We start from the raw sequence: 23430 nt of genomic DNA on the forward strand, positions 1-23430 counted from the left end.
CCAAGCCCCACGCGGCGCCCGCCCCACGCCTTCTTTTGATAGACTCCGGCTCGTTTGTGGGGGGGTAGCTCAGCTGGGAGAGCGTCGCGTTCGCAATGCGAAGGTCGGGAGTTCGATCCTCCTCCTCTCCACCAACAAACACCCGAGTGCTTGAGTCCGAAAGGGCTCAGGCATTTTTCTTTTGGGCCCCTCAACCGCCCATCAGCATCTCTTCCTCACTCATCGGCACCTGTGCAAGGTCGCGCAACTCGGCGAGCGCCGGCAGCGCGGCGAGCACCTCGTCGGGGTCGACGCCGAAGTCGATCAGGCAGGCCACTTCGTCGACCTCGATGGCCTTGAGCTTGTCGGTCATGCCGAGGCAGTCGTCGAGCGTGCCCAGGAGTGAACTCGTGGCGTAGTAGCGCTCGAACGAGAACTCGAGCGCGTCGTTGAGATCGTCTTGCGTGGTGGGTGCCGGGCTGGCCGCGCACTGCTTCTGGAAGAAGGGCACGGCCGCCGTGTACTGGCCCACGAGGTTGGCGGAGCTGGCGAGGTAGCGCAGCATCGGGGCCTTGACCTTGCGGCGCACCTCGGCCTCGCTCCCGCCGACGAAGGTGTGCAGCATCAAGGTGACGGTGCCCTGCCCTGCGTGGCCCGTGTCTCGCCACGCTTCTCGGTAGGCCGCAATCTTCTCGGCCAGCGCTTCGAGCGACTGGCCGAGCAGGTGCGTGAGCACGTTCAGGCCCATTGCACCGGCACGGCGGAAGGTCTGCGGGTTGCCGGCCGCGGTGATCCAGATCGGCAGATGAGATTGCACCGGGCGGGGCATGGTGCGCAGCTGCACCCGGTCGCCGAGCGGGTTGACGGCTTCGAAGGGCTCGCCGGCCCACAGGCGCCGCAGCTCGTCGACACGCTCGAAGACGATCTCGCTGCGCCGCTCGTAGTTGGCCGGCGCCGCGAGGATGAAGTCGTTGGGGAACCAGCCCGAGGCGAGCCCGAGGTCGACACGGCCACCGGAGAGGAAGTCGACCATCGCCCACTCTTCGGCCACGCGTGCCGGGTGGTGCAGCGGCACGACGACGCTCCCGGAGCGGATGCGCACGTTCTTCGTCGTCGCGGCCAAGGCCGCCGCCATGACCGAGGGGTTGGGCGACAGGCCGCCGAAGGCATGAAAGTGGCGCTCGGGCGCCCACACGGCGGAGAAGCCGTTGTCGTCGGCGAAGCGTGCGCTCTCGAAGAGCAGCCGGCGCTGGGCGCTGGCCTGCGGCCCGCCTTCGTCGCTGCCGAAGTAGTAGAGGCTGAAGGCCAGCGGCCGGTCCTGGTTGGCGTGAAGGTCGATCTGCATGCCGGCATTCGATGGCCGCCGGCCTGCGCGCAGTTTGATCCAGGTTAAACCGCCGCGCCTGCACCCCCTGCCTGCAGGAGGCGCCGGAGCGAGTTGATCGACATCAAACTTTGGCGAGAGAGGCGCAACGACGATGTCGGCATGGAAACCGCCACGCCCGACACCGCCTCGCCGGAAACCGCTTCGCAACTTGCCGTGCGCCTGTCCAAGGCCTCGTGCAAGAAGTTCTACGACGTCTACAACGCCTTCGACTGGCCCGAGCGGCTGCAGGAAGGCGCATGGTGCATGCCGCCCGAGCTGATCTCGCTCTACGGCACGCCGATGTGGGAGACGCTCGACGAGGCCACACGCCACAAGCTGAGCCTGCACGAGGTGGCCAACATGTTCAGCCTCGTGCTGCAAGGCGAGCGCATCCTCGTGCAAGGCCTCGCGCACCGGCTCTACAGCACCAGCAACAACCGCGAGATCACCGAGTACCTGCATCACTTCCTCGATGAAGAGAACAAGCACATGGTGATGTTTGGCGAGTTCTGCCACCGCTACATCGGCAAGGTGTACCCGGAGAAGAAGCTGCCGATCCCGAAGGAGATGGACCGCGGCCAGGAAGAAGTGGTCTTCTTCAGCATGGCGATGGTGGTCGAGGAACTCGGCGACTTCTACAACGTGCTCATCGGCCGCGACGAACGTTGCGACCCGCTGGTGCGCGAGATCAACAAGGTGCATCACATCGACGAAGCGCGGCACCTGGCCTTCGGCCGGCTGTACCTGGCCGAACTCTTCGAGCGCTACAGCCCGTCGTGGTCGCCCGAGAAGCTGGCCTCGTTCCAGGAGTGGCTGGCCGCGTTCCTCAAGGCCTGCTGGGCCGACTACTACAACCCGAGCGTGTACCGCGACGCCGGCATTGCCGATGCCTATGACGTGCGGCAGGCGGCGCTTGCGCACCCGGCCACCGTGGCGCACCGCCAACGCGGCGCCGAGAAGATCGTGGGCTACTTCCTCAAGACGGGCCTGCTCGCCGAACAGCCGGCGTGGTGAGCAAGTACCCGCCCGCCCCTGTGCAGGGGATGGCCGATCGGCCGGGCTCGGGCACCATGCGGCACATGGACACCCCGAAGCAACCCGCCGCGCCCCAACCCAACCCCGACCTGCAGGCGCGTGTCGCCAAATGGCTGGAGCTCAAGCGGGAAATGGAAGCGCTGCATGCGCAGCTGGAGTACGCGCGCTTGATGCTCAAGCTGGGCGTGGTCAAGCGCTGATACAGCGCTGAATCGCCGCAGCGTTTCAACCGCTGCCGAGCGTCACCATGCCGGGCCCACTGTCTTGCGCGCCCCACGCCGCGCGAAGTGGGCCTTCGGGGTCGTCGACCACCCGATCGCGCCGGCCGAAGACCAGCGTAGCGCGGCGCGAGGTGTCGAACGGCTGCCATTCGTCACCGGGACGGCCCTCGCGCACGAAACGAATCCAGTGGCTGCGCAGCCGCGTCGCGAGCGCACGGCGGCTGCCCCACAGCGGGCCACCGCGCAGCATCATCGGCAGCGGGCCTTTCATGTCCCACAGGTAGAACAACTCGATTGCATGCAGCGCGCCGAGCAGCGGGTGCCCGTGGTCGAAGCGGTAGAACCAGGTCGGATGCCGGGCCGCATGCCGCTCGGCGAAATGCAGCGTGGGCATCGCAAAGCTCATGTGCGTGCCAAGGCGGCGCCGCCCGTCTTTCGACTCGGGGTAGGCCGCCAGCACCTGTTCGGCAAACGTGTCGCCGAGCTGGCGCTGCAGCACGGCCTGCATGCGCTCGCGTGACAGGAACACATCGGCCACGCCGCGCCACAGCTCGAAGAAGCGGATCTCGTCGCGGTTGTAGCCGGCGAGCAGCGGGATCTCGGGAGTGGGCGCCCGGCGTGCGTCTTCGAGCGACGCAGGCAGCAGCGCACCGTCGTACCAAGGCGCAGCGGGGACGGTCTGCGGCACCTGCTGGTGCACGGACTCCTGAGCGGCCTGCAACGCCTGCACGGGCAGGGCCTGCAGCGCCTCGAGCGTCTTCACGCCGAGGTGGTCCAGGTAAAGCTTCGCCACGCGAAGGCTGGTCGCGCGGTCGTGGATCAGGTTCAGGGCACCGCTTTGCATGATGGCGCGGTGGAAGAGCGGGCGTGCCTCCTGCGCATGCATGAGCAGCGAGACCGACATCGAGCCAGCCGATTCGCCCGCTAGGGTGACCTGGTCGGGGTCGCCTCCGAACGCTTCGATGTGGTCGCGCACCCATCGGAGGGCGAGGATCTGGTCGCGCAGGCCGAGGTTGCTCTCGATTCGAGCATCGCCCAGCGCTTCGCCGAAGTTCACGAAGCCGAAGACACCGAGGCGGTAGTTGATCGCGACGACGACGATGTCGCCCTGGGCCGCGAGGTGCGCGCCGGTGTAGGCCCGTGCACTGCCAAGCAGGAAGGCACCGCCGTGGATCCACACCATCACCGGGCGCTTCTTGCCGTCGGCCGCGGGGCTCCAGATGTTGAGCGTGAGGCAGTCTTCATCGAGCGCGGGCCCGAGCGACTTCATGCTGCCCATCACCTTCTGCGGGCAGGCGGCGCCGAAGTTCGTGGCATCGCGCACGCCCTGCCACGGACGCACGGGCAAGGCCGGCTTGAAGCGCAGCGCACCCACGGGCGGCTGTGCATACGGAACGCCGAGCCAGGCGCTCACACCGCCGTCATGCAGGCCTTGCAGGTCACCGAGCGCGGTGCGAACGAGCGGCGAAGGGCTCGACATCGATCAGGCGCTCCCGAGTTGGACGTGTTGCCCGTGCACGGCGGCGCCGGCTGGCGTCGCGAGGAAGGCAATCGCCTGCGCGGCCACGTCGAGCGGCACCCACGCCGTGCGATCGGCATCGGGCATGGCGGCGCGATTGGCCGACGTGTCGAGCGTGGTGGGCGCCACGCTGTTGACCGCAATGCCTTGCGCCCGCACCTCGCGCGAGAGCGATTCCACCAGCCGCTGCAGTGCACTCTTCGAGGCGGCATAGGCCCCCTTCAGCGCCGCGCCCTCGCGGGCTGCGGCGGCCGAGACGGCGACGATGCGGCCTCCGCCCTGGCGCTGCATCACCGGGACCACCGCCTGCGTGAGGTTCACGAACGACCACGCGTTCAGGTTCATCATGCGGTCCCACGAGGCGCGGGTGATCTGATGCACGCCCTCGCCCATCTCGAAGCCGCCAGCCACGTGCACGAGCCCGTCGATGCGGCCGTGGGCTTGCAGCACCTGTGTGATGACCGCGCTCACGCTGTCGGCGGATGTCACGTCGGCAGCGTGAAGCACCGCCTTCGCGGGCGAACCGAACACGGTGCGCAAGCGTTGGGCGTCATGGTCGAGCAGACCCAGCTTGTGGCCCGCCGAGAGGAAATGCTGCGCCACCGCCTGGCCCAGCGCACCGGCAGCGCCGGTGATCACGATGCAGCTGTCAGTCATGGTCGTTCGATGGATTGAATGGACGAGCGTGCATTGTCGATGTGTTCACAATCCGGTTTCTCCCCTGTAACCCTATCGAGGCTCAACATGAAAAGAGAAGTCGTGGTCGTGAGCGGTGTGCGCACCGCCATCGGGACGTTTGGCGGCGCGCTGAAAGACGTGACACCCACGCAGCTGGGCGCCACCGTCACGCGCGAGGCGCTGGCCCGCGCGAAGGTCGAAGGCAAGGACGTGGGCCACGTCGTCTTCGGCCACGTCATCAACACCGAGCCGCGCGACATGTACATCGCGCGCGTGGCCGCCATCGAAGGTGGCATCGGGCAAGAGACCCCTGCACTGACCGTCAACCGCCTCTGCGGCTCGGGCCTGCAGGCCGTGGTCAGCGCCGCGCAGAGCATTCTGCTCGGCGATGCCGAGATCGCGGTTGCCGGCGGTGCCGAATGCATGAGCCGCGGCCCCTACTCGCTGCCGCAAGCCCGCTTCGGCGCGCGCATGGGCAACGCCACGATGGTCGACATGATGGTCGGTGCGCTGCACGACCCCTTCCACAACGTGCACATGGGCATCACCGCCGAAAACGTGGCCGCCAAGTGGGACATCAGCCGCGGCCAGCAGGATGAAGCCGCACTCGAAAGCCACCGCCGCGCGCAGAAGGCCATCGAAGCCGGCTACTTCAAGGAACAGATTGTTCCCATCGTGCAGGAGAGCCGCAAAGGCCCTGTCACCTTCGACACCGACGAGCACGTGCGATTCAACGCCAAGCTCGACGACATGGCCAAGCTCAAGCCCGCGTTCAAGAAGGATGGCGGCACGGTGACGGCCGGCAATGCATCGGGCGTGAACGACGGTGCAGCCGCGCTGGTGCTGATGGAGCGCGCCGAAGCCGAACGCCGCGGCCTGAAGCCGATGGCTCGCCTGGTGGCGTATGCGCACGCGGGTGTCGACCCGCTCTACATGGGCATCGGCCCGGTGCCGGCGACGCGCAAGGTGCTGGAGAAGGCGGGGCTCAAGGTGAGCGACCTCGATGTGATTGAAGCCAACGAAGCCTTCGCGGCACAGGCCTGCGCGGTGAGCAAGGACCTCGGCCTCGACCCGGCCAAGGTCAACCCCAACGGCTCGGGCATCTCGCTCGGCCACCCGGTGGGCGCGACCGGCGCGATCATCACCGTGAAGGCGCTGTACGAGTTGCAGCGCACGCAGGGCCGCTATGCACTAGTGACGATGTGCATCGGTGGCGGGCAAGGCATCGCTGCGATCTTCGAGCGCCTGTAAGGCGAGCGAAGCGCTGCACACACCCCGGGTCGTCAGAGCTTGGGGATGTGCAGCGTCTTGCTGACCATGAGCGTGCCGGAGAGCACGAACATCAGCGACAGGGCGTGCAGGACCCACGGGCCGAGCTGCCAGGCGCCGCCCCACAGGTCTTCGCCAAGCGCGCCCATCGAGGCCGCCAGGGCAAGCACGCCCACCAGCACCACACTCGTCGGGATCGGCGTGCCTTCGAAGTAGCGTACCTTGGCGTCTGCGCCCGACAGCGATTCGGCCGTCACGTTGTAGCGTGCTAGGCGTGAGACGCCGCAGCAGACGAAGTACACAAGCGCCATCACATCCCAGCCCCCCTGCAGACCGGCCGCATAACCCAGCGCAGCAGGCGCCACGCCGAAGGACACGATGTCGGCGAGCGAATCGAGCTCACGCCCCAGAGCGGAGTGGGTCTGGCGCCAACGGGCGACGCGGCCATCGAGCACGTCGAACACGAATGCCAGCGGGGCCATCGCAGCGGCGGCGTAGAACTGCTGCAACGCATGCGAATTCATGTAAGCCATTGCGAGGAACACCGCCACGGTGCCGCAGGCGGCGTTGCCGAGGGTGACGAAGTCGGCGAGGTGGAAGCCACGCAGCATGGAGAAATGGCGAGGCTGACGGACGGACGGGGTATGGGCCATGCGTGGCTCCTTCACTTGATAGCCGCGGGGGAATTCTATGCCTCGCATTGGTGCTGTCTGTCGCCGGAGCGGTCCGCTTTGGGTAGGACAAAACCTTCAACGCAGCCGAGCTAACAAGAAGCGGCCCTTCGATGTGTACAGCGTCATTTCAATGTGCTTCCGCTCCAGAGAAATATGACCCACGCGTAAAAGAGAACTGACAAGGCTACTCCAACGACGTGCACCCACCCATCAGTGCGCGCTACAGCCTGGATCTTCTCCTCCTCGCTACGATCGCTCTCCCGCATTCGGTAGGGATTGTGTTGCGACGCAGTTTGGACCGGCACGTGCGGCAACGATTCAGGTGGCGTGCGCTCACGCAGAACCTTGTCTAGCACCCACCCGGTGATTTCCCAGGGATACATGAACGCCCCCAGCAGCGCCGCAAACGCGCGATTGAAGGCTCCGTTCAGCTGGTGGGTCGCATCGTCGATGAGCGCGCCGAACAATCGAAGATTGACTGAATGGACCCTGTCTGCCCAACGCGTTCCCCGGAAGCCCAACTTCACCGGCGGGACTCGATCGGGCGGAAGATGCATGTAGGCCCGGATGAATTCCCAAGTCTGTCGAGGAGCATCGGGATGGCGAGTCGGCTGCATCGCCACGATGCGCTTGGTGATGCGATCGGACCCGTCCAGCTCACACAACCACAAAGAGTACGTTGTGGTTCGGCCCGCCTGGTGGTAACGGCGCTCGATCACCGAGACGGCGGTCAAGTTATTGAAGTCCAGTTCCACCCAGCCGCCTAAGCCGGTGAGGCCGGACGAGCCGAGTACCTTCCTCGTCCTCCGACAGATTATGGTGTTGACGGCTCGAGGCACCAAAAGCAGGCCTATCAGGCCAACGAGTGGTGCGCCAATCATGGCCGTGTCGATCCACGCCAGAAGCATCGCCAAGTCAGCATCTCGCCCTTTGGCCAGCATTTCGGAATACGTAACCCACGGCAGACCGCCAATGAGCGCGGCGGACACGCAAAGAAGCAATGTCATGAACACCCACATGCCTCTGTAAAACGGTTCCCATTTCCAAAGCGTCATCGTTTGCGCGTCAAGCGACTCAACCATCAGATCGGCATTTGCTCGCTCAATGTCGATCTGCTGGTTGGTCGGGTGCGTGAGAACAACACCCCACTCCGGGTTATCGCGCCGAATCTTCTCCAAGACATACTCTTTCTGAGAATCAATAAGCCGCAGAGGCGGTGAGTTGCTCTTTGACACCAGTCATCTTCAAGTGCAATTCGGGAAGGTCAACCTCGTCAGGCCAGTACAGCACCGTCAACTCCGTGGTCCAAATGTCTGCGCGCTTGATTTCATTGGGGCCGGTCCGAACATTAATCGTATTGAAGATATCGATCCTGTTGTAGATGCGCATCTGCGCGGCCTCTGCATCAACCTTCAAGTCTGGCGTCTGCGCCTGTGGAACGATGGCGTCGTGCTTCCAGAATGACCCGGTTCCTTTAGGAGTAACAACGATCTCCGCCAATCGTCCACTCTGCTGCGGAATCGGCTCGAGTCCTTGCCTGGCAATTTCCGACTCCCTGTTTCTGCCGCCTGCAAATTCGAATTGCATCGCCATGAAGCGCTGCTGGCCATCCTTAGGTACGGTTGTCGCGTGCATCTTCATCACAACACGGCTGTTTTCCGACCACCGCGGTAGATCGACCGAAACATAGCGAGCGATATCCGCGTTGCGAGAGAACAGGCCTTCGAAGACCGTGCCCACATGAAGTGGTTCAACCGAGATTTCAGCCTGGACGACCAACAGCACCTCTTGCAAGGCGACGATTTCAGAGCGGACGTCGCCCCAGGGCGCCACGGCTGTGGCTGGCGCCTTGAGATAGGGATTCTTGTCCTTCGCGATAAGTCTTTTCAGGCCGAAGGTGCCGTTGTCAAGCCAATACTCAACGGGAGTCAGATTGTCGTCATCTGTGGAGTTCGCATTGATCGCGCAATACAGAGACAGGCCAAGCAAGACCAGAGTCGCCAGCGCCCACCCAACTACCGGAATTGTGCCGGTCGCCAAAGTTGCGCCAACCACCCCCGTGACACCGGCTGCTACTAGCGCGACTCCACTGCCAATCGTCCAAAGGCCCGAGTCCTTGTCGCCCCCCTCGACCTTTTGCCGCCCCCGACGTATCAGCCATACGCCCTCAACGACATTCGCCAAACCACCCAAGAGCGCGCCGGCCCGAGCAATTGCTTTGATGGACTCTTTGGTAGCCCCCCGCATCAGTTGCGCGGCAGCTCTTATTTCTAGAATGGCGGCAGCGCCAGAGAGCACAGCAGTGGTCAAGCCCACCACACCATCAGCTCGCCTCTGCGCATCACTTTTTGGGTCGGTCAAATCTTTCAGTGCAATCGCAAAAGACACCATCTGGAAGAACAACGCTCCAGCAGAGAAACCTGCGTCGACCTTCGCAACGGTACGTGCCGCGTAGTTCTCTGCGTAAGGATTCGCCATCCTCTCCATGGCAATGTTCGCCGTCGCAGCACCACGCGCTCGGCGCGTACGCAAGTCCATGTCCGCCAGCTTGTCCAGGCCGAGCGCCCGAAGGTCGGCAGCAGTGAGCTTGCGGCTCTTCAGGCGCATGACCATGAAGGCTGCCGTTTGCTCGGCCTCCTGCCGATTGAGTGCCGGGGCGTCCACCGGAACGGCTCCGGTTGCGCCGTTCGACACTGAGACACTCCCCGTCACGCGTTGTGCATTGGCAAGGCCAGAGAGTGTTGCGCGTGTGTCGCCGCTGATGGCCTTCTGGATGTACAGAGCGATGCTCTGCTTGAAACCGCTGACCTTGAAACCTCGAGGCAGCACGTCGGCGCGAACCATCAACGCCGTGCTCACGCGTCCGACGAGCTTGCCGAAGTGCTGACGCATCTTGGGGTCGGCCTGCATCTTGAGAAGCATGGTCGCCACCGAATCCACCAGTTCCTTGGTGTGTTCATTAGCCGGCCGCAGATACCGGAGGGTGCCGTGCAGGCTTACCAACGCCGGCACGGAGCTTTCGTATAGCTCCTTGACGACGGCTTCGGCCAGCTTGGGGCCATCGAACGCCTTGTCCCACTTCTTTTCCTGGTTGATGAAATCCATAGCGTCGCGATGCGAACCACAGATGGCTCGATAGAACCAGCTGTCATGGTCCGTTGCCTGCTTCACCAACGCTGGCCACCAGACCCTTTCCTGTTCGATCACCGTCGTACCAGATCCTCGTGTGGTTGCCGCCACAGCGCGCTCGTACGCAAAACTGGAGGCAGCATCGCAAACGTCATAGTCGTTCTGCAGGACGTTCGCGCGGCAAACGGTGTCCACGCTGGCGAACCATGTCACATAGTCCTTGCTGGCGCGTTCTGCCCGCTGCTTCGCTATTTCGAAAGCTGTGGAATCACGCCTCGCTTTGGCCCACTCCGCCTGGTTGATGTGCTTCGTGTAGCGTTCCGGGCCATAGTTGCGATCGTAAAAGGGTCCAGGGTTAGCCTCGGCGTTCTTGAGCAACCCATCTATGACTTCCGCAACAAGGCGCTTGCGTGCCCGCTCGACGTTGGCAGCATCGTCGGTACCGATTCCGGCCACTTGCGCCAGCTTGGCCACCTGGATGTTGCGCTGCTCGTTCAACTCAGCAGTGATACCTACAGGGTCCCACAAAGCCATGATGAGCCCCGGCTTCTTCAGCTGGCCACTCATTTCCAAAGTGCGCGCTGGCAAGGTCGCCGCCGAGCCACTGCGATCCGGACCGCTTCCATATGTCACCGTCGCAAGGTTGAACCAGCCTGTGGCCCCCGGCTTGTAGTTGACGACACGGTTCTGCAGGTTGGCTGCGGTCAACACCTCGGCATGTGGGAACGGGCTACCACTCAAGCCCAATACCTGCTGCATGCGAGCGCCTGGGTTGCGCTTATGGACATCACGCACTGCGCGCGTCCAGCGCACTCGGCTGTATGCGACGTAGACCGCGCCGGTGGCCATCTGCAGATCGATGCACATCGCTTCGACCCCCAAGTGGTTGAATCCTGCGCGCTTGCAGTTCAACACTTCGGACTTATCGGGAATCGTCGCCGGCATGTCTTCGATCGAAAGATCGGGGTAGTAACGCAGGTAGCCCGACGCATCGACCAAATAACCTTGCCACCCTTTGCCTTGGTACAGCACATAGATGTATCCAGGATCAGGTGCTCGCAGCGTATAGATGTGATCGACCAACGCCTTGTCGGTGACGCCAACGCCGAAGTTCCCCCCCACCGATGGAACAACACCGGACAACGCCTTTGGCGCGACAGCGTAGAGCACGGGCAGGATGGCCAAGCCTTCGCGAACGCAGCGTTTGCAGGAAGAGGTGTTCATGGTGTCTTCTTCTGTGACGAATGAGTTAGCCGTTGTTTGTCATCCAACGGCCTGCTCTCAACTCTTCGGCAAGGGCTTCATCCCAACGCCTGACAAACTTGTCAAATGAGCCATCCAGGGGTTCGGCGATCAGGCTTCGGATGAACTCGGCCACTACCGGATGCCTGTCAAACTCTGGATGGATGGTCAAGGCGCAGTGTGCGTAGCGAATGACGTCATCTTCATGCGATAGCCCATATCGCATTGCGCGCTCCACAAGCCGGCTCACCCCTGACAACTCAAGCTCATCAAGCGTCGCCCACGCCCGGGCGAGGTGCCACACACGGTTGCGCCAACTCAACGCCTGCAAGCGCCGACTGATGTCTGGCGTCACAGCCCATCGTGGCTCGCTCGAGCTAGCAAAAGAGCGCTCCGTGCAGGTGAATACCTTCGAAGATCCAAAGCAACACCATTGGGACAAGCTTAGACCAGCCAGGACGTCACGCCAGGCGTTCCCGCCCAGCGCGTCCCCAAGTACCGACGCCACTCGAGGGTCCCAGAACCGAAAAGTGATATCTCTCTGATTTGGCCAGATGGACAACTCAGAAAGCATGGACACCAGTTGGCGACGCTGGCCCACATCGAGCCGAGTTGATGGCACCAGCCAGGCAGCCAAACTACGGACCTGATGCTCGTCCGTGTCCATAAGCCCAAGACTCTCGGCAGCGCCTGCCATCAGTGAGGCCTGCAACGCGCGCTCACCCTCATGAGTGTCAATGTCCACCCACACAACATAGGGCGATTGTTCGGCAGCCGCATTGGCCACCCGCAGGCGACGACGCCCCAGGCCGACCGCCCAATCTTCCACTCCGGGATCTCGGAGCATCGGGTCGATCAGCAAGGCAATGCACTGACCTTCACCAACAAGCGGCACGAGCGCGTTGAGCGCAGCATGTCCGAGTTCCAACGCGTCGGCGGTGAGTTCGGCAACATGAATCATTGCAGCGGCCACAACGTCAGCCGACGAACACTCCGCCCGAACCGGCAGCCTGCGCCGATTGCTGGGCACAGCCCTTGATATCCGTCGGCTTGGGACCAATCAGACTCGAACTCGCACCACTTGCCCCCGTCAACTCCTTCATCGCCGCCTTGAACTGCGCCGCCCCCGACGTGGTCAACGTGATGCTTCCATTGGTGACGCGTAGCGACGCCCCACCCGCCGTCAGCAGCACATGCTTCGGCGAGCCCATCGTGATCGCATTCGTCACGCTTGACACGTTCACCGCCTTGTCAGCGGTAAGGTGCAAGGTGTTGCCCTGCGCCTGAACGCTCACGCTGCCGCTCGCCGCATGCAGTTGCATGCCGGTCTCGGCGTTGGGTTTGTCCTTGTTCTGCGCCTTGCCATAGGTGAAGAGCGTGAGGCCGCTCTTCACGGCCAAGGCGGTGTTGCGCTGGCTTTCGAAGTTGAGGTCCTGACCGGCGCTCAGGCTGGCATTGGTGCCTGCGCTCAGCACGGCCTGCGCAGGCGTCGCCGCACCAACACCGCCCGGCGCGCTGATAAGCAACTCGGGGCGGGACCAGGCGCTCACGCGGCCCGCTCCTCCTTGGATGGCGACAATCTCTGAGCCGCTGGGTACAGCATCGCCTCGGCTGTCATCGGCCTCCAGGCTCTCGATGGCCGACTGCTGGCCCTTGCGGACCGGCAGATCCTTCGGTTCTAGCTCGCCGCTCAGCTTGGCGTTGTGCTTCTGGGCCGTCTCATTGAGGGCCTGCGTCAGCTCTGCGGCGGACTCCAGCTGCGCCACGACAGTACGCGCATCAACCGGCTGAGCGCTGGCTTGGCTCCCCTGGGTTCGCGCGTCGGCGCTCAGGTAGAGGCCCGCCGCTGCTCTCACCGCCCCATAGGCCGTGGTGCTGAGATCGAGACCATGGCCGCGCTTGGCGAGCCGCTGGTTGTCGTTCTGCTGCAGCAGGTGCCCGATCTGCAGCCAGCTCGAGGCGGTGGTGCTCGACAGCTGCGCTCGCGCCTGCGCCGGGCTGTCATCGAACACCAGCTGGTTGTGGCCGCCGGTGCCGCTCGCACTCGACTCCAGGCTCTGGCTCTTGAAACCGGCCAGCACGTGAGGGTGCTGGTGCCCTTCCAGCTCGCCGACCTTCTGGGCACCGGGAAACCAGGCTGCCGCATTGCCTGTTGCCGTGCCAGACCCGGCGCCCACCTGATTGCCCTGCGCATCGGCGCTGCCCACTCCGTTGTAGGCGCTGCCGATCACCACAGGGCGATCGATGTCGTCTTCGACGAAACTGACCAGCACCTCTTGCCCCAGTCGCGGCGTGAAGTGCCCGCCCCAGTTGGCGCCGGCCCAGGGCTGCGCAACACGCACCCAGGTGCCAGAGCTGTCGTCACCCGGCGCGTTGCTGCCGGCCGGGTGGTCCAGGCGCAGCGCGCTCTGGGCGCCACGCTGCCAGTGGAACTGGATCTTGATGCGGCCGTCGCGATCGGTGTGCACTGGCTCGCTCAGGCCCACCACGATGGCGGTTTGCGTCCCGACGACCTTGGGCCGCGCGAACGTGAGATCGCCCTGCTCGTTGAGGCACGGCATGCCGCGCACCGGCAGGCTGGCGTCTTGGGCCAGGAAGCGTGCGAGGTACAAGGGCTCGGTGGTCGCATTGGCCGGGCCTTTGAAGAGGCTCGGCCGCTCGGAGCGCCTCGGCTCCTGCTCGCCCTGCGTTTCGCCGAACGCCTGCGGAATCTTGCCGAGCAGCGATTGCAGGCTCGTCGACAGATCAGCAGTGATGTTGTTGCGTGCACGGTGCTGCACGGTCAGCGTGACCCATTGATCGGCGGCCGAGACGCTCGGGTGTTCAGCGAGCGAGAAAGTGGTGCCGCAAGCCGCGTGGCGCAGCGCGCCTTCGCCCTGGTAGCGAAAGCCCGGGGCCTGCACAGCTTCGAGGTGCCGGCGCACGAGGCGCTCGGCCTGCGAGGCCGTCTCGTAGGCGTAGGTGCCTGGCTGGTCGCGCAGTGCCAGGGCCAGAGAATTGGCTGAGATGCGTTCGTCGCCGGTCGCTTCAGCGGCGGGCTGAGACACTGAGCGGTGGTCCCAGCTCGCGGCCGACAGCACCGTGGGCGCCACGCGCCGTGCTTCGTCGAACCGGGTGATGCTGTCTTCCTTGAAGCTGGCCGAGGCGCTCTGGGTGTAGCGCACCCGCGATTGCACGTTGGGCTTGAAGCAGCCGTTGTGGTCGGCGATCACCAGGGTGTGCTGGCCGAGCGTGTCGCCTTCCGACGCCTCGTGCTCGAACCAGGAGAAGAGCCCTTCCTCGGCCATCAGGCGCTGCACGAACGCGAGGTCGCTTTCGTGGTACTGGACGCACAGGCTGCGGCGTGCGTAGACGCTGGCGTCGGCAAGCTCCCAGCGCCATGCGGGCGCGAGCTTGCCTTGGGCCTGGTAGTCGGCGAAGACCTCGTCGAGGATCTCCATGACCGTCTTGTCCTGGAAGACCCACGCGTCCTGCCGATGGGCCAGCACACTCAGCCAGGGCTCGACGGTGAGCTTGTAGCGCGCCAGGCCACCATCGCTGCCGAGCAGCGCAAAGGCGGTCACGTGGCCGTGGAACGGGCGCAGTGCCTTGAGGCTCTGGCCGGTGAGCAAGTCGACGCGCACCGGCTGGCCGATGAGGTCTTTGAGGCGCAGGTGAGCGTTGGTGCTCAGCGCGAGCACTTCGAACTTGAAGCCCGCAGACGGCGCAACGCCGGGCGCACGCGGGCCGATGGTTTCAGTGCCGAGCAGGCGCTCGGCGAGGAGCACGTTGGAGCCGAGCGGCGTGTGAAGCCTCAGCAGGCGCTGGTTCTGGTTGGGCCCCAGGGCCGCCAGCACGGCTTGCACCACGGATTGAACGGCAGACAAGGCGGACAAGGCGGACATGAGGGGAGTTGCGCTACGGACTCTCGGGCACTTATCGCCGGGGGTGAATCATCCCTGCGCGCCACTCGTACAGGCAATCCCTCAGAGGGACGAAGCAACACACCGGGAGGTAAACATTGGTAACCACCCTGACCTCACTTGACGCTGTACTTGAACTTCCCGTCCTTGCCGGCACTGACCTTGATGCGGCTGATGGACTGGCCTTCCGCCATGCGGGCCAGCACGCTCTCGGCGATCTCGGGCAGCAGAGTGCCGTTGAGGATGTGGTCGACCGCGCGGGCGCCGGTGTCGACCTCGGTGCAACGCGCGAGCACCGCCTCGACCAGGCCGTCGTCGTAGTCGAACTGGGCCTTGTGGTTGGTCGCCACGCGGGTGGCGATGCGATCTAGCTTGAGGCGAATGATCTGCTCCAGCACGTCGTCGGAGATCGGGTAGTACGGCACCACCTTCATGCGGCCGAGGAAGGCCGGCTTGAAGGCCTTGTAGAGCTGCGGGCGCAGGTGCTCGGCAAGGGTATCGGCGTCGGGCAGCTCTTCGGCAGGCTTGTTCAGGCAGGCCTGCATCACGGTCTGCGAGCCGACGTTGCTGGTGAGAATGATCACCGCGTTGCGGAAGTCGATCTCGCGGCCTTCGGCGTCGTCCATCACGCCCTTGTCGAAAACCTGGAAGAACATCTCCAGCACGTCAGGGTGGGCCTTCTCCACTTCGTCGAGCAGCACCACGCTATAGGGGCGGCGGCGCACGGCTTCGGTCAGCACGCCGCCTTCGCCATAGCCCACGTAGCCCGGGGGCGAGCCCTTGAGGCCGCTCACGGTGTGCGACTCCTGGTACTCGCTCATGTTGATGGTGATCATGTTGCGTTCGCCGCCGTAGAGCACGTCGGCCAGCGCCAATGCGGTCTCGGTCTTGCCCACACCGGAGGGGCCGACGAACATGAACACGCCCTTGGGCTTGTTCGGGTCTTCGAGGTTGGCGCGTGCGGTGCGCACTCGCTGCGCCACTGCTTCGAGCGCGTGGTCCTGGCCGATGATGCGTTCCTTGAGCGTGGGCAGGAGGCCGAGCACGGTCTTGATCTCGTCCTTGACCATCTTGCCGAGCGGAATACCCGTCCATGCCGCGACGATCTCGGCGACCACGGTGCCATCGACTTGCATCGGCACCATCGGGCTCTCGCCTTGCAGTTGCTCCAGCTCGGCGAGCTTCGCCTGCAGGGCGGCCTGCTCGGGTGTCGACGCCTTCGCCGACTTGGCCGACTTCGCTTTGGGCTTGAGCTCGGCAGCCGCAGCGTCGGTCGGCGACGGGGCGGGCGCCGCTTCGAGCTGGCTGCGCATCTCGCGGATTTCGGCGACGAGCGCCTTCTCGCGCTCCCAGCGCGACTTGAGCGCGCCGGCCTGGTCGGTGAGCTGCTGACGCAGGTCGTTCAATTCGCCCAGGCGTGTGGCATGGTCGGCGCCGGCTGCCTGCTCACGCAGCAGCGCTTCACGTTCGGCCCCCAGGCGTTCAAGCTGGCGTTGCGTGTCTTCGATGATCGACGGCGTGGCGTTCTGGCCGAGTGCCACCTTGGCACAGGCGGTGTCGAGCACGCTGATCGCCTTGTCGGGCAGCTGCCGGCCGCTGATGTAGCGCGCCGAAAGGCGCACGGCTTCGGTGATGGCTTCATCGAAGAGGCGCACGTTGAAGTGCTTCTCCATGAGCGGCGCCATGCCGCGCAGCATGGCCGCGGCGAGCGGCTCGCTGGGCTCCTCGACCTTCACCACTTGGAAGCGGCGAGCCAGCGCCGCGTCTTTCTCGAAGTACTTCTTGTACTCGCTCCAGGTGGTGGCCGCGACCGTGCGCAACTCGCCACGCGCGAGCGCCGGCTTCAAGAGGTTGGCCGCGTCGTTCTGCCCCGCCTGCCCACCCGCGCCGATCATGGTGTGGGCCTCGTCGATGAAGAGGATGATGGGGTGCGGGCTCTTCTTCACCTCGTCGATCACGTTCTTCAGGCGGTTCTCGAACTCGCCCTTCACCGAAGCGCCGGCCTGCAGCAGGCCCATGTCGAGGGTGTGCAGTTCCACAACCTGCAGCGGAGGCGGGACGTCACCTTGCGCGATGCGCAGCGCCAGCCCTTCGACCACTGCGGTCTTGCCCACGCCGGCTTCGCCGGTGAGGATGGGGTTGTTCTGGCGGCGGCGCATCAGGATGTCGATGCACTGGCGGATTTCGGGGTCGCGGCCAATCACCGGGTCGACCTTGCCGTCGCGCGCGCGCTGGGTCAGGTTGGTGGTGAACTGGTCGAGTGCCGGTGTCTTGCCACCGGGCGCGGCCGCCTGCTCGGCGGCATCGGCTTCGCTGTCGGCAGCCGGCGCATCGGCCGCACGCACCGACTCGGCCGCTTCCTGCGAGCCCTGGGTCAGCTCGGCGAGCTTGTGCTTGAGCTCGTCGAGCTTGAACTTCACAAAAAGCTTGGAGCCACGGAACGCCAGCTGGCTGAGGCTCGGCTCGGTCAGCAGTGCGAGCAGCAGGTGTGCGCCGCGGATGCGGCTGGTGTGCGATTCGAGCGATGCGATCAGCCACGCATGCTCCAACAGCACGGGCAGGTGCTGCGAGAACACCGGCGTGCGCCCATTGCCGGTCTTGAAGCGCGAGATCTCGTTTTCCAGGTCGCGCTGCAGCTCGGTGGACGAGATGCCGAAGCGCTTGCACAGCAGCGCCAAGTCGCCTTGCGGGCTCTCCAGCAACGCGAGGAACAGGTGCTCGATGTCGACCTCGTAGTTGCCGCGGGCCATGCACAGGCTGGCGGCCCGCTCGGCGGCGCGGCGCGTCGTGTCGTTCAGCTTGGAGATGAGGGTCTTGAGGTTGGTGGACATGGGCAGGGATGACAGCGATGTTCGTGATGGTTGTGGCCGTGGCCGCTCAGGCGGCAGCCGCGTGGATGTCGTAGCGCACGTCTGACCGATCGGTGGTGGACGGGCGTGTCTGCAGGTAGGTATCCCAGCCCAGGCGGCCGGCGAAAGGCGACCGGCCCGAACCGAGCGAGCTGCTGTGCACGGCATCGGCACGCAGCACGATCTTGATCTCGTACTCGAGGCTCACGCCGCTCAGCAGCGTGAGCAGCTCGCGCAAGGCGGTCGCGCCGGGAGCGCCGGGCAGGAAGCGCTGAAACAGGCGGTGGTCGAGCGGCCCCAGCACCACCCGCACACGCAGGTCGCGTTGCCACACACGCTCGCCCGACAACGCGTTGCGCCCCAGCTGCCCGCCGCTCAGGCCGAGCACGGTGCGTGCCTCGGGCGGCAGCGTGTACCAGCGGCCGCAGAACTGCTCGATGCGGACCGCCACCTTGAGGTAGCGCGACAGCAGTTGCTGCAGTTGCTGCGCCGACAAGGTGCGCTGCTGCAAGGCACCTGCGAAGAACGCCAGCCCTTCGTCGTTGACGCCACCGGCCTCCGGCTTCAGCCGGTCGTGGAGCGGTGTCTGGCCCAGGCCGGCGAGCGCCAGCACCATCGGTGCAAAACGGTTGCGGCGGTCGGTTTCGTACTGGAGTTGCAGGCGGCTTTTCTTCCAGGCCTGGTAGAAGAGCGCGAGAACGCGGTTGCTGAAGAGGTCGAGGAAGCTTCGCGCGGCGAAGTCCTTCTGGTAAAGCTCGCGCTGGGCAATCTGCTCGGTGTAGACATACGGCAGTGCACCGGCCACGCCGAGCAGGCCCATGAAAGCGGGCGTGATGTCGATGCCGTCGATCTCGGGCGCTGCGCCGGCCACCGCGTCTTCCGACTGCTTCCAGCGAACTTTCAGAGACTCGATCTCGCTGGCAGGGAACGACAGCGACGACGAGTTGCGAAAGCGCAGTTGGGTCGGCAGTAGATCGGCACCCGCGCCGTGTCGCGAATTCAGCGTGCGCTCGAGCAGCCGCACCGCCTGGAAGAACTCGAAGCGGTGCGGGTCCTCGAAGAGTTGGTCGATCAGACCAGGGCCGTCGCGCCGTTGCGGGGTGGGCATGTGATGAGCGGCTGCCGGGTGCGCGCCGAGATCAGGGTCAGCTTGGTGAAACTGTTGATGTGCACATACAGCCCGAAGAAGCGGTCGAGCATGCTGGCAAAGAGGTGCAGGCCCGTGCCCACGTAGCTCTCTTCATCGATGGTGAGCCGCACCTCGGTGCCACGCACGAAGGTCGCGAAGGGTTCGCCCGAGAGCCAGGCGGTCGCCGGCACGAACTCGATCGAGGTGACTCCGTCGACCTGCCGTCGGTTCGCCGCGTCTTGCGGCAGGTCGTACAGGCGCAGCATCTCCTTCAAGGCTTCGACGCCGCGCCCGCTGAGCGACAGGTGGTTGAGCGAGAGGTGCGACACCAGCCGCCACAAGCTGCCGCGGCCACGCTCGATGCGGTAGGTCGGCGTGGGCTTGCGCAACATGCGAATCTCTCGCGCCACACTGCCCCCTTCGATGAAGAGGTCGCCGCCCGGCGTGCCGAAGCTGAGTTGGCTCGGCAGGTCACGATTGGTCGAGGTGACCTGCAGCGACAAGGTGTCGACCTGCGGCGCAGTGGGTTCGAAGTCCACGTCGACGATCGACATCTCGACTTCGTAGCCCGGGCTGGCGTCGGCCAGCATCTCGTCGCGCTGCACGTGCCAGTAGCGGCCTGGCGGGCGCTCGCCGAGCTCGTCGCCCTCGCCCAGCAGGTCATCGTGATAGAGCGAGAAGAAGGGACGGAACTCGTCGACCGATTCGCCGTGCGGCGTCTGCTTGACGCGGAACACACGGTCGACCGAGTAGACCTCGTAGGCGAAGGCCTTGCGCGCGTCGACCACCACCGGGTAGCGCGCGGCGGTGTGGGTCACGCGAATGGGATCGGCGTTCTGCTTGAAGAGGTTGACGACTGGCGTGCAACCGAGCGCAAAACTGTCGGCCGAGATCGATTCGAGCAGCCGGGCCTGGTCGGAGTCGCTGCGCATGCCCGAGAGCACGAGGTGCAGGGTGATGCGACTTGGACGCGCAGCGACTTCGTCGCCGATGGGCAGCAAGCCGGGCACAGAAGCCAAGGGGACGGGCAAGTCGACGAAGTTGAACTTGTCGGGGAACGCGAAGTATTCGGTCAGCAGGCGATAGGCCGGATGGGAGCGTTCGTCGTAGTCAATCAGCGCCTCGTCGTCACCGAAACCCACAAGGCTCGGCCGCTCGGACCGCGGGCCGGCAGTCCACGGGCCGTGCGGCGTGGCCTGCAGCATCACCGCCACCACCTTTTCGCACAGGGCCTCGCGCAAGGCGCTGACCTGCGACGGCTCGCCGTCGAGGTAGACGCGCAGGCGCTCGCCCACCACGGCCCAGCTGGCGCGTGGCGACGTGAGTTCGAGCTGGATCGAGATCACCGACGTCGCTGACGAAGGAACTCGCGTGCCCTCCGGGGCAGCAATCGTGTTGCGATAGCTCGCCGAGGCCACACGCACCGGCGCCAGCGACAAGGGGTAAGCCGTGCGGAATTTGCAGGCGACACCCCGCACGGCGCGGGTGCTCAACAAGGTGCCACGCGGCACGACACCCGCAGCGCTCATCTGCCCGGCCGCAGAGCCGAGATCGAACTGGGCGATCGAGCACGAGGGAAAGGGACGCAGATAGTGCGGGTAAAGAACGTCGAGCAGCGACTCGGTGACGAGCGGGAAGTCGTCATCCAATCGTTTGTGGACGCGTGCCGCCAGCAAGGCAAACGACTGGATCAATCGCTCGACGTGCGGGTCCTCCGCGATGCCGCTCGCAAGTTGCAGGCGCCCAGCCACCTTAGGGTATCGCGCGGCAAAGCCCTTCACGTCTTCACGAAGGAAGGCGAGTTCGCGCTCGTAATGGGGGAGGAGTTCGTCCATGCCGATGTCGATCTGATGACTGGATGTCAGCGCCCGGAGAGGGCCACGTCGTACTTCTGCGTCATCGGCTGCAGGAAGGCGTCGAAGCTCACCGGCTCATAAGCCGGGTCGAGCACCAGCATGGCTTTCACCGCGAAGTTGAGCAGTTGCAGGTGCTTGTCGGGGTTGTTGAGTTCGACCGACACGTTGCGAAGGCGTGGCTCGTGCCGCTCGATGGTCTGGCTGATCGCTTCGCAGATCGTTTGCTGATCGAGATGACTCTCGAAGCTCATGCCCGCGAAATCGCGCAGGCCGAAGGTCAGGATGGACGATCGGGCATGCGGAAAGCCGGCGGTCATGTCGGACTGCACCCCGAGGCGGCTGTTGAGCAGCGCTTCCAGATCACGCGCCACGCTAGCCTTCATCTGCTCGATGGTGAGGCCACGCAGCAGGTGATCGGCGCCAGACGACGAATGGTCGTCGAACAGCCGCTCGAACAGTGACGGAGTAAAGCGCTGCATGGGCGTCACACGCAAATCGGGCGCAAAAAAGGGCGAGCACTGCTCGCCCTCTTCACACGGCGATTCGCTTTAGGCGAAGGTCGGGGTGTTGTTTTGCAGGTTCCACTGCTTGGTCATCTTGTTGCCTTGGCTGCCGTCGACCTTGATTTCGTCGTAGCTCCACTCGATGGCCGAGTACTTCAGGCTGAAGGTCTCGCCAGGCAGGCCTTCGCCGCTGATGACGTTCGCAACCGAAGCCACGATCACGTTCTTGAGCTTGATCGCCCAGTACTTCTTGCGGCTCTGGGTGCCACCAGCGGTGTTGGAGCCGAAGGCGCGGTAGAAGTGGATCTCCACGTCCTTGATCACGGTGCCCGAAGAGCACGCCACGAGCAGCGCCGGCGATGCGAAGTCGATGTCCTTGGTGAAGATCATTTCACCGTGCTCGACACGCTCCGAGGTGTGGCCACCGGCGGTCGACGAGGTTGCCGATTTCGGTTGACGAATCTCGTGGCTGAACGAAGTGACTTCCACCGTGCCAGCATGGGTGCTGTCCTTGCTGTCGCCCTTGATGCCGCCCGCCTTGAAGTCAACGTAAATGTCTTTCATTTCTTATCCGCTCCTTTTAGATGATCAACCCTTCGCCGATTGCGGAAGCTCCGCAACCAAACGCAGGGACACTGTCAATTCGTCCAACTGGAAGTGCGGACGAATGAACGACACGGCGCGATAGGTACCGGGCTTGCCAGGAACCTCCGACACCTCCACACGCGCTTCGCGCAGCGGAAATTGGGCTTTCACGTCCGGCGTTGCCATGTCGTCCGTCGTGATGTATTGCTGGATCCACTTGTTCAGGAAGATCTCGACGTTGTCAGCAGAGGCGAAGCTGCCGATCTTGTCGCGCATCATGGCCTTCAGGTAGTGCGCGATGCGGCACACCGAGAACATGTATTGCAGTTGGGCTGACAGCACCGAGTTCGCGTTGGCGGCGGGGCTGTCGTACTTCTTCGGCTTCTGAGCCGACTGTGCACCGAAGAACGCGGCGTAGTCGGTGTTCTTGCAGTGCACGAGCGGGATGAAGCCGAGATCGCTCAGTTCCTTCTCGCGGCGGTCGGTGATCGAGATCTCGGTGGGGCACTTGAGGGCCACTTCGCCCTCGTCGGTCTTGAAGGTGTGGGTGGGCAGGTCTTCCACCAGGCCACCACCTTCGACACCACGGATCGCCGCGCACCAGCCATAGGTCTCGAATGCTGCCGTGAGGCGCGCACCGAAGGCGTAGGCGGTGTTGATCCACAGGTAGCGGCTGTGATCGGCGCCGGTCACGTCTTCCACGAAGTTGAAGCCTTCGGTCGCGAGGCCATCCTTCGGGTTGAACGGCAGGCGGCCGAGGAAGCGCGGCAGCGTCAGTGCCACGTAGCGGGAGTCTTCGGACTCGCGGAAGGACTTCCATTTGGCGTACTCGACGGTGTCGAACACCTTCGCGAGGTCGCGCGGCTTGCCGAGGTCGGTATAGGTTTCGAGGCCGAAGAGCTCAGGCGAGGCGGCCGAGATGAACGGCGCGTGGGCAGCCGCAGCCACGTGGGCCATCTGCTCGGCGAAGTACATGTCTTCGGCCTGGCGGCCGATGTCGAAGTCACCGATCAGTGCGCCGAACGGTGAGCCACCGAAGGTGCCGAATTCCTCTTCGTAGACCTTCTTGAAGAGCGCGCTCTGGTCGAAGTCGATCGCGGTCTTGAAGTCACGCACCAGTTCTTTCTTGGTGGCGTTCAGCACCTTGATCTTGATCTGCTCGCCGGTGCTGGTGTGCTTGCACATGTAGTGCAGGCCGCGCCACGAGGACTCAAGCTTCTGGAACTCGGCGGCGTGCATCACCTCACTGAGCTGGGCCGAGATCAGCTGGTCAAGCTCGGCCACTCGGGCATCGAGCGTGGCAGAAAGGTTGTCAGAGACCACCACCGTGCCTTGCAGCACTTCCTTCACCAGCTCGCCGATGATGTCCTTCGCGCGGGTGTGCTCGGTGCTCGTCTTGGCAACCTTGCTCTGCGAGACGATTTCGTCGAGCAGCCCGGGTGCATCCGCGACCGCGGCCTGCGCCTGGGCTTGTTGTGCTGCTGCGCTCATGGC

17 protein-coding genes and 1 tRNA gene are annotated in these 23430 nt (G+C 64.5%); 4 read left to right on the forward strand and 14 right to left on the reverse strand.

All coding sequences use genetic code 11. The features are described from left to right. Positions 1 to 58: 58 nt before the first annotated feature. Positions 59 to 134, forward strand: a tRNA-Ala gene (locus RXV79_RS19105). A 56-nt stretch (positions 135 to 190) separates the two neighbouring features. Here RXV79_RS19105 and RXV79_RS19110 read toward each other — a convergent pair. Continuing rightward, entirely contained in the window at positions 191 to 1324 is a 1134-nt protein-coding gene (locus RXV79_RS19110) for a MupA/Atu3671 family FMN-dependent luciferase-like monooxygenase (protein ID WP_316699696.1), read from the reverse strand. Between the two features lie 141 nt (positions 1325 to 1465). On the opposite strand from RXV79_RS19110, the gene RXV79_RS19115 reads away from it, so the two are divergent. Then, positions 1466 to 2359 carry a diiron oxygenase gene (locus RXV79_RS19115; RefSeq protein WP_316699698.1) on the forward strand — a complete coding sequence of 298 codons (894 nt, stop codon included), beginning with the start codon at positions 1466 to 1468 and terminating at the stop codon, positions 2357 to 2359. Positions 2360 to 2424: 65 nt separating this feature from the next. Next, positions 2425 to 2580 carry a hypothetical protein gene (locus tag RXV79_RS19120; protein WP_316699699.1) on the forward strand — a complete coding sequence of 52 codons (156 nt, stop codon included), beginning with the start codon at positions 2425 to 2427 and terminating at the stop codon, positions 2578 to 2580. A 25-nt stretch (positions 2581 to 2605) separates the two neighbouring features. Here RXV79_RS19120 and RXV79_RS19125 read toward each other — a convergent pair whose 3' ends face one another. Both RXV79_RS19125 and RXV79_RS19130 read right to left on the reverse strand, forming a co-directional pair. Continuing rightward, on the reverse strand, positions 2606 to 4081 hold the full coding sequence (locus RXV79_RS19125; RefSeq protein WP_316699701.1) for a carboxylesterase/lipase family protein: 1476 nt from the start codon (positions 4079 to 4081) through the stop codon (positions 2606 to 2608). A 3-nt stretch (positions 4082 to 4084) separates the two neighbouring features. Beyond that, on the reverse strand, positions 4085 to 4777 hold the full coding sequence (locus tag RXV79_RS19130) for an SDR family NAD(P)-dependent oxidoreductase (RefSeq protein ID WP_316699702.1): 693 nt from the start codon (positions 4775 to 4777) through the stop codon (positions 4085 to 4087). An 87-nt stretch (positions 4778 to 4864) separates the two neighbouring features. Here RXV79_RS19130 and bktB point away from each other — a divergent pair, with 87 nt between their 5' ends. Then, a complete protein-coding gene (gene bktB / locus RXV79_RS19135; RefSeq protein WP_316699703.1) occupies positions 4865 to 6049 on the forward strand; it encodes a beta-ketothiolase BktB in 1185 nt (394 codons plus the stop codon). 32 nt (positions 6050 to 6081) lie between these two features. On the opposite strand, the gene RXV79_RS19140 is transcribed toward bktB, so the two are convergent. The 11 genes from RXV79_RS19140 to tssC all read right to left on the reverse strand — a co-directional run bounded on the left by RXV79_RS19140 (position 6082) and on the right by tssC (position 23427). Continuing rightward, positions 6082 to 6720, reverse strand: coding sequence for a CDP-alcohol phosphatidyltransferase family protein (locus tag RXV79_RS19140; protein WP_316699705.1), 639 nt, complete (start codon positions 6718 to 6720; stop codon positions 6082 to 6084). Positions 6721 to 6863: 143 nt separating this feature from the next. Further along, entirely contained in the window at positions 6864 to 7919 is a 1056-nt protein-coding gene (locus RXV79_RS19145; protein WP_316699707.1) for a hypothetical protein, read from the reverse strand. 19 nt (positions 7920 to 7938) lie between these two features. Then, positions 7939 to 11094 carry a T6SS effector BTH_I2691 family protein gene (locus RXV79_RS19150; RefSeq protein WP_316699708.1) on the reverse strand — a complete coding sequence of 1052 codons (3156 nt, stop codon included), beginning with the start codon at positions 11092 to 11094 and terminating at the stop codon, positions 7939 to 7941. A gap of 25 nt (positions 11095 to 11119) precedes the next feature. Further along, a complete protein-coding gene (locus tag RXV79_RS19155; protein WP_316699710.1) occupies positions 11120 to 12073 on the reverse strand; it encodes a hypothetical protein in 954 nt (317 codons plus the stop codon). 16 nt (positions 12074 to 12089) lie between these two features. Then, positions 12090 to 14996 (reverse strand): type VI secretion system Vgr family protein, encoded by a 2907-nt coding sequence (locus RXV79_RS19160; RefSeq protein WP_316699711.1) that lies wholly within the window; start codon positions 14994 to 14996, stop codon positions 12090 to 12092. Positions 14997 to 15130: 134 nt separating this feature from the next. Further along, positions 15131 to 17845 carry a type VI secretion system ATPase TssH gene (gene tssH, locus RXV79_RS19165; protein WP_316699712.1) on the reverse strand — a complete coding sequence of 905 codons (2715 nt, stop codon included), beginning with the start codon at positions 17843 to 17845 and terminating at the stop codon, positions 15131 to 15133. Between the two features lie 46 nt (positions 17846 to 17891). Beyond that, a complete protein-coding gene (gene tssG / locus RXV79_RS19170; protein WP_316699713.1) occupies positions 17892 to 18971 on the reverse strand; it encodes a type VI secretion system baseplate subunit TssG in 1080 nt (359 codons plus the stop codon). Further along, positions 18935 to 20827: a type VI secretion system baseplate subunit TssF gene (tssF, locus tag RXV79_RS19175; RefSeq protein WP_316699714.1), complete on the reverse strand. Its 1893-nt coding sequence runs from the start codon at positions 20825 to 20827 to the stop codon at positions 18935 to 18937. The genes tssG and tssF overlap by 37 nt, the downstream gene beginning before the upstream one ends. Before the next feature lie 26 nt (positions 20828 to 20853). Next, on the reverse strand, positions 20854 to 21327 hold the full coding sequence (gene tssE / locus RXV79_RS19180; RefSeq protein WP_316699715.1) for a type VI secretion system baseplate subunit TssE: 474 nt from the start codon (positions 21325 to 21327) through the stop codon (positions 20854 to 20856). A gap of 69 nt (positions 21328 to 21396) precedes the next feature. Beyond that, positions 21397 to 21915 carry an Hcp family type VI secretion system effector gene (locus RXV79_RS19185; protein WP_296728970.1) on the reverse strand — a complete coding sequence of 173 codons (519 nt, stop codon included), beginning with the start codon at positions 21913 to 21915 and terminating at the stop codon, positions 21397 to 21399. A 24-nt stretch (positions 21916 to 21939) separates the two neighbouring features. Then, positions 21940 to 23427, reverse strand: a complete 1488-nt coding sequence (tssC, locus tag RXV79_RS19190) for a type VI secretion system contractile sheath large subunit (RefSeq protein WP_316699716.1) — start codon at positions 23425 to 23427, stop codon at positions 21940 to 21942. Positions 23428 to 23430: the final 3 nt, after the last annotated feature.

Origin of the sequence: Piscinibacter gummiphilus (assembly GCF_032681285.1) — a bacterium.
In the GTDB taxonomy this organism is placed as follows: Bacteria; Pseudomonadota; Gammaproteobacteria; order Burkholderiales; family Burkholderiaceae_C; genus Rhizobacter; species Rhizobacter gummiphilus_A.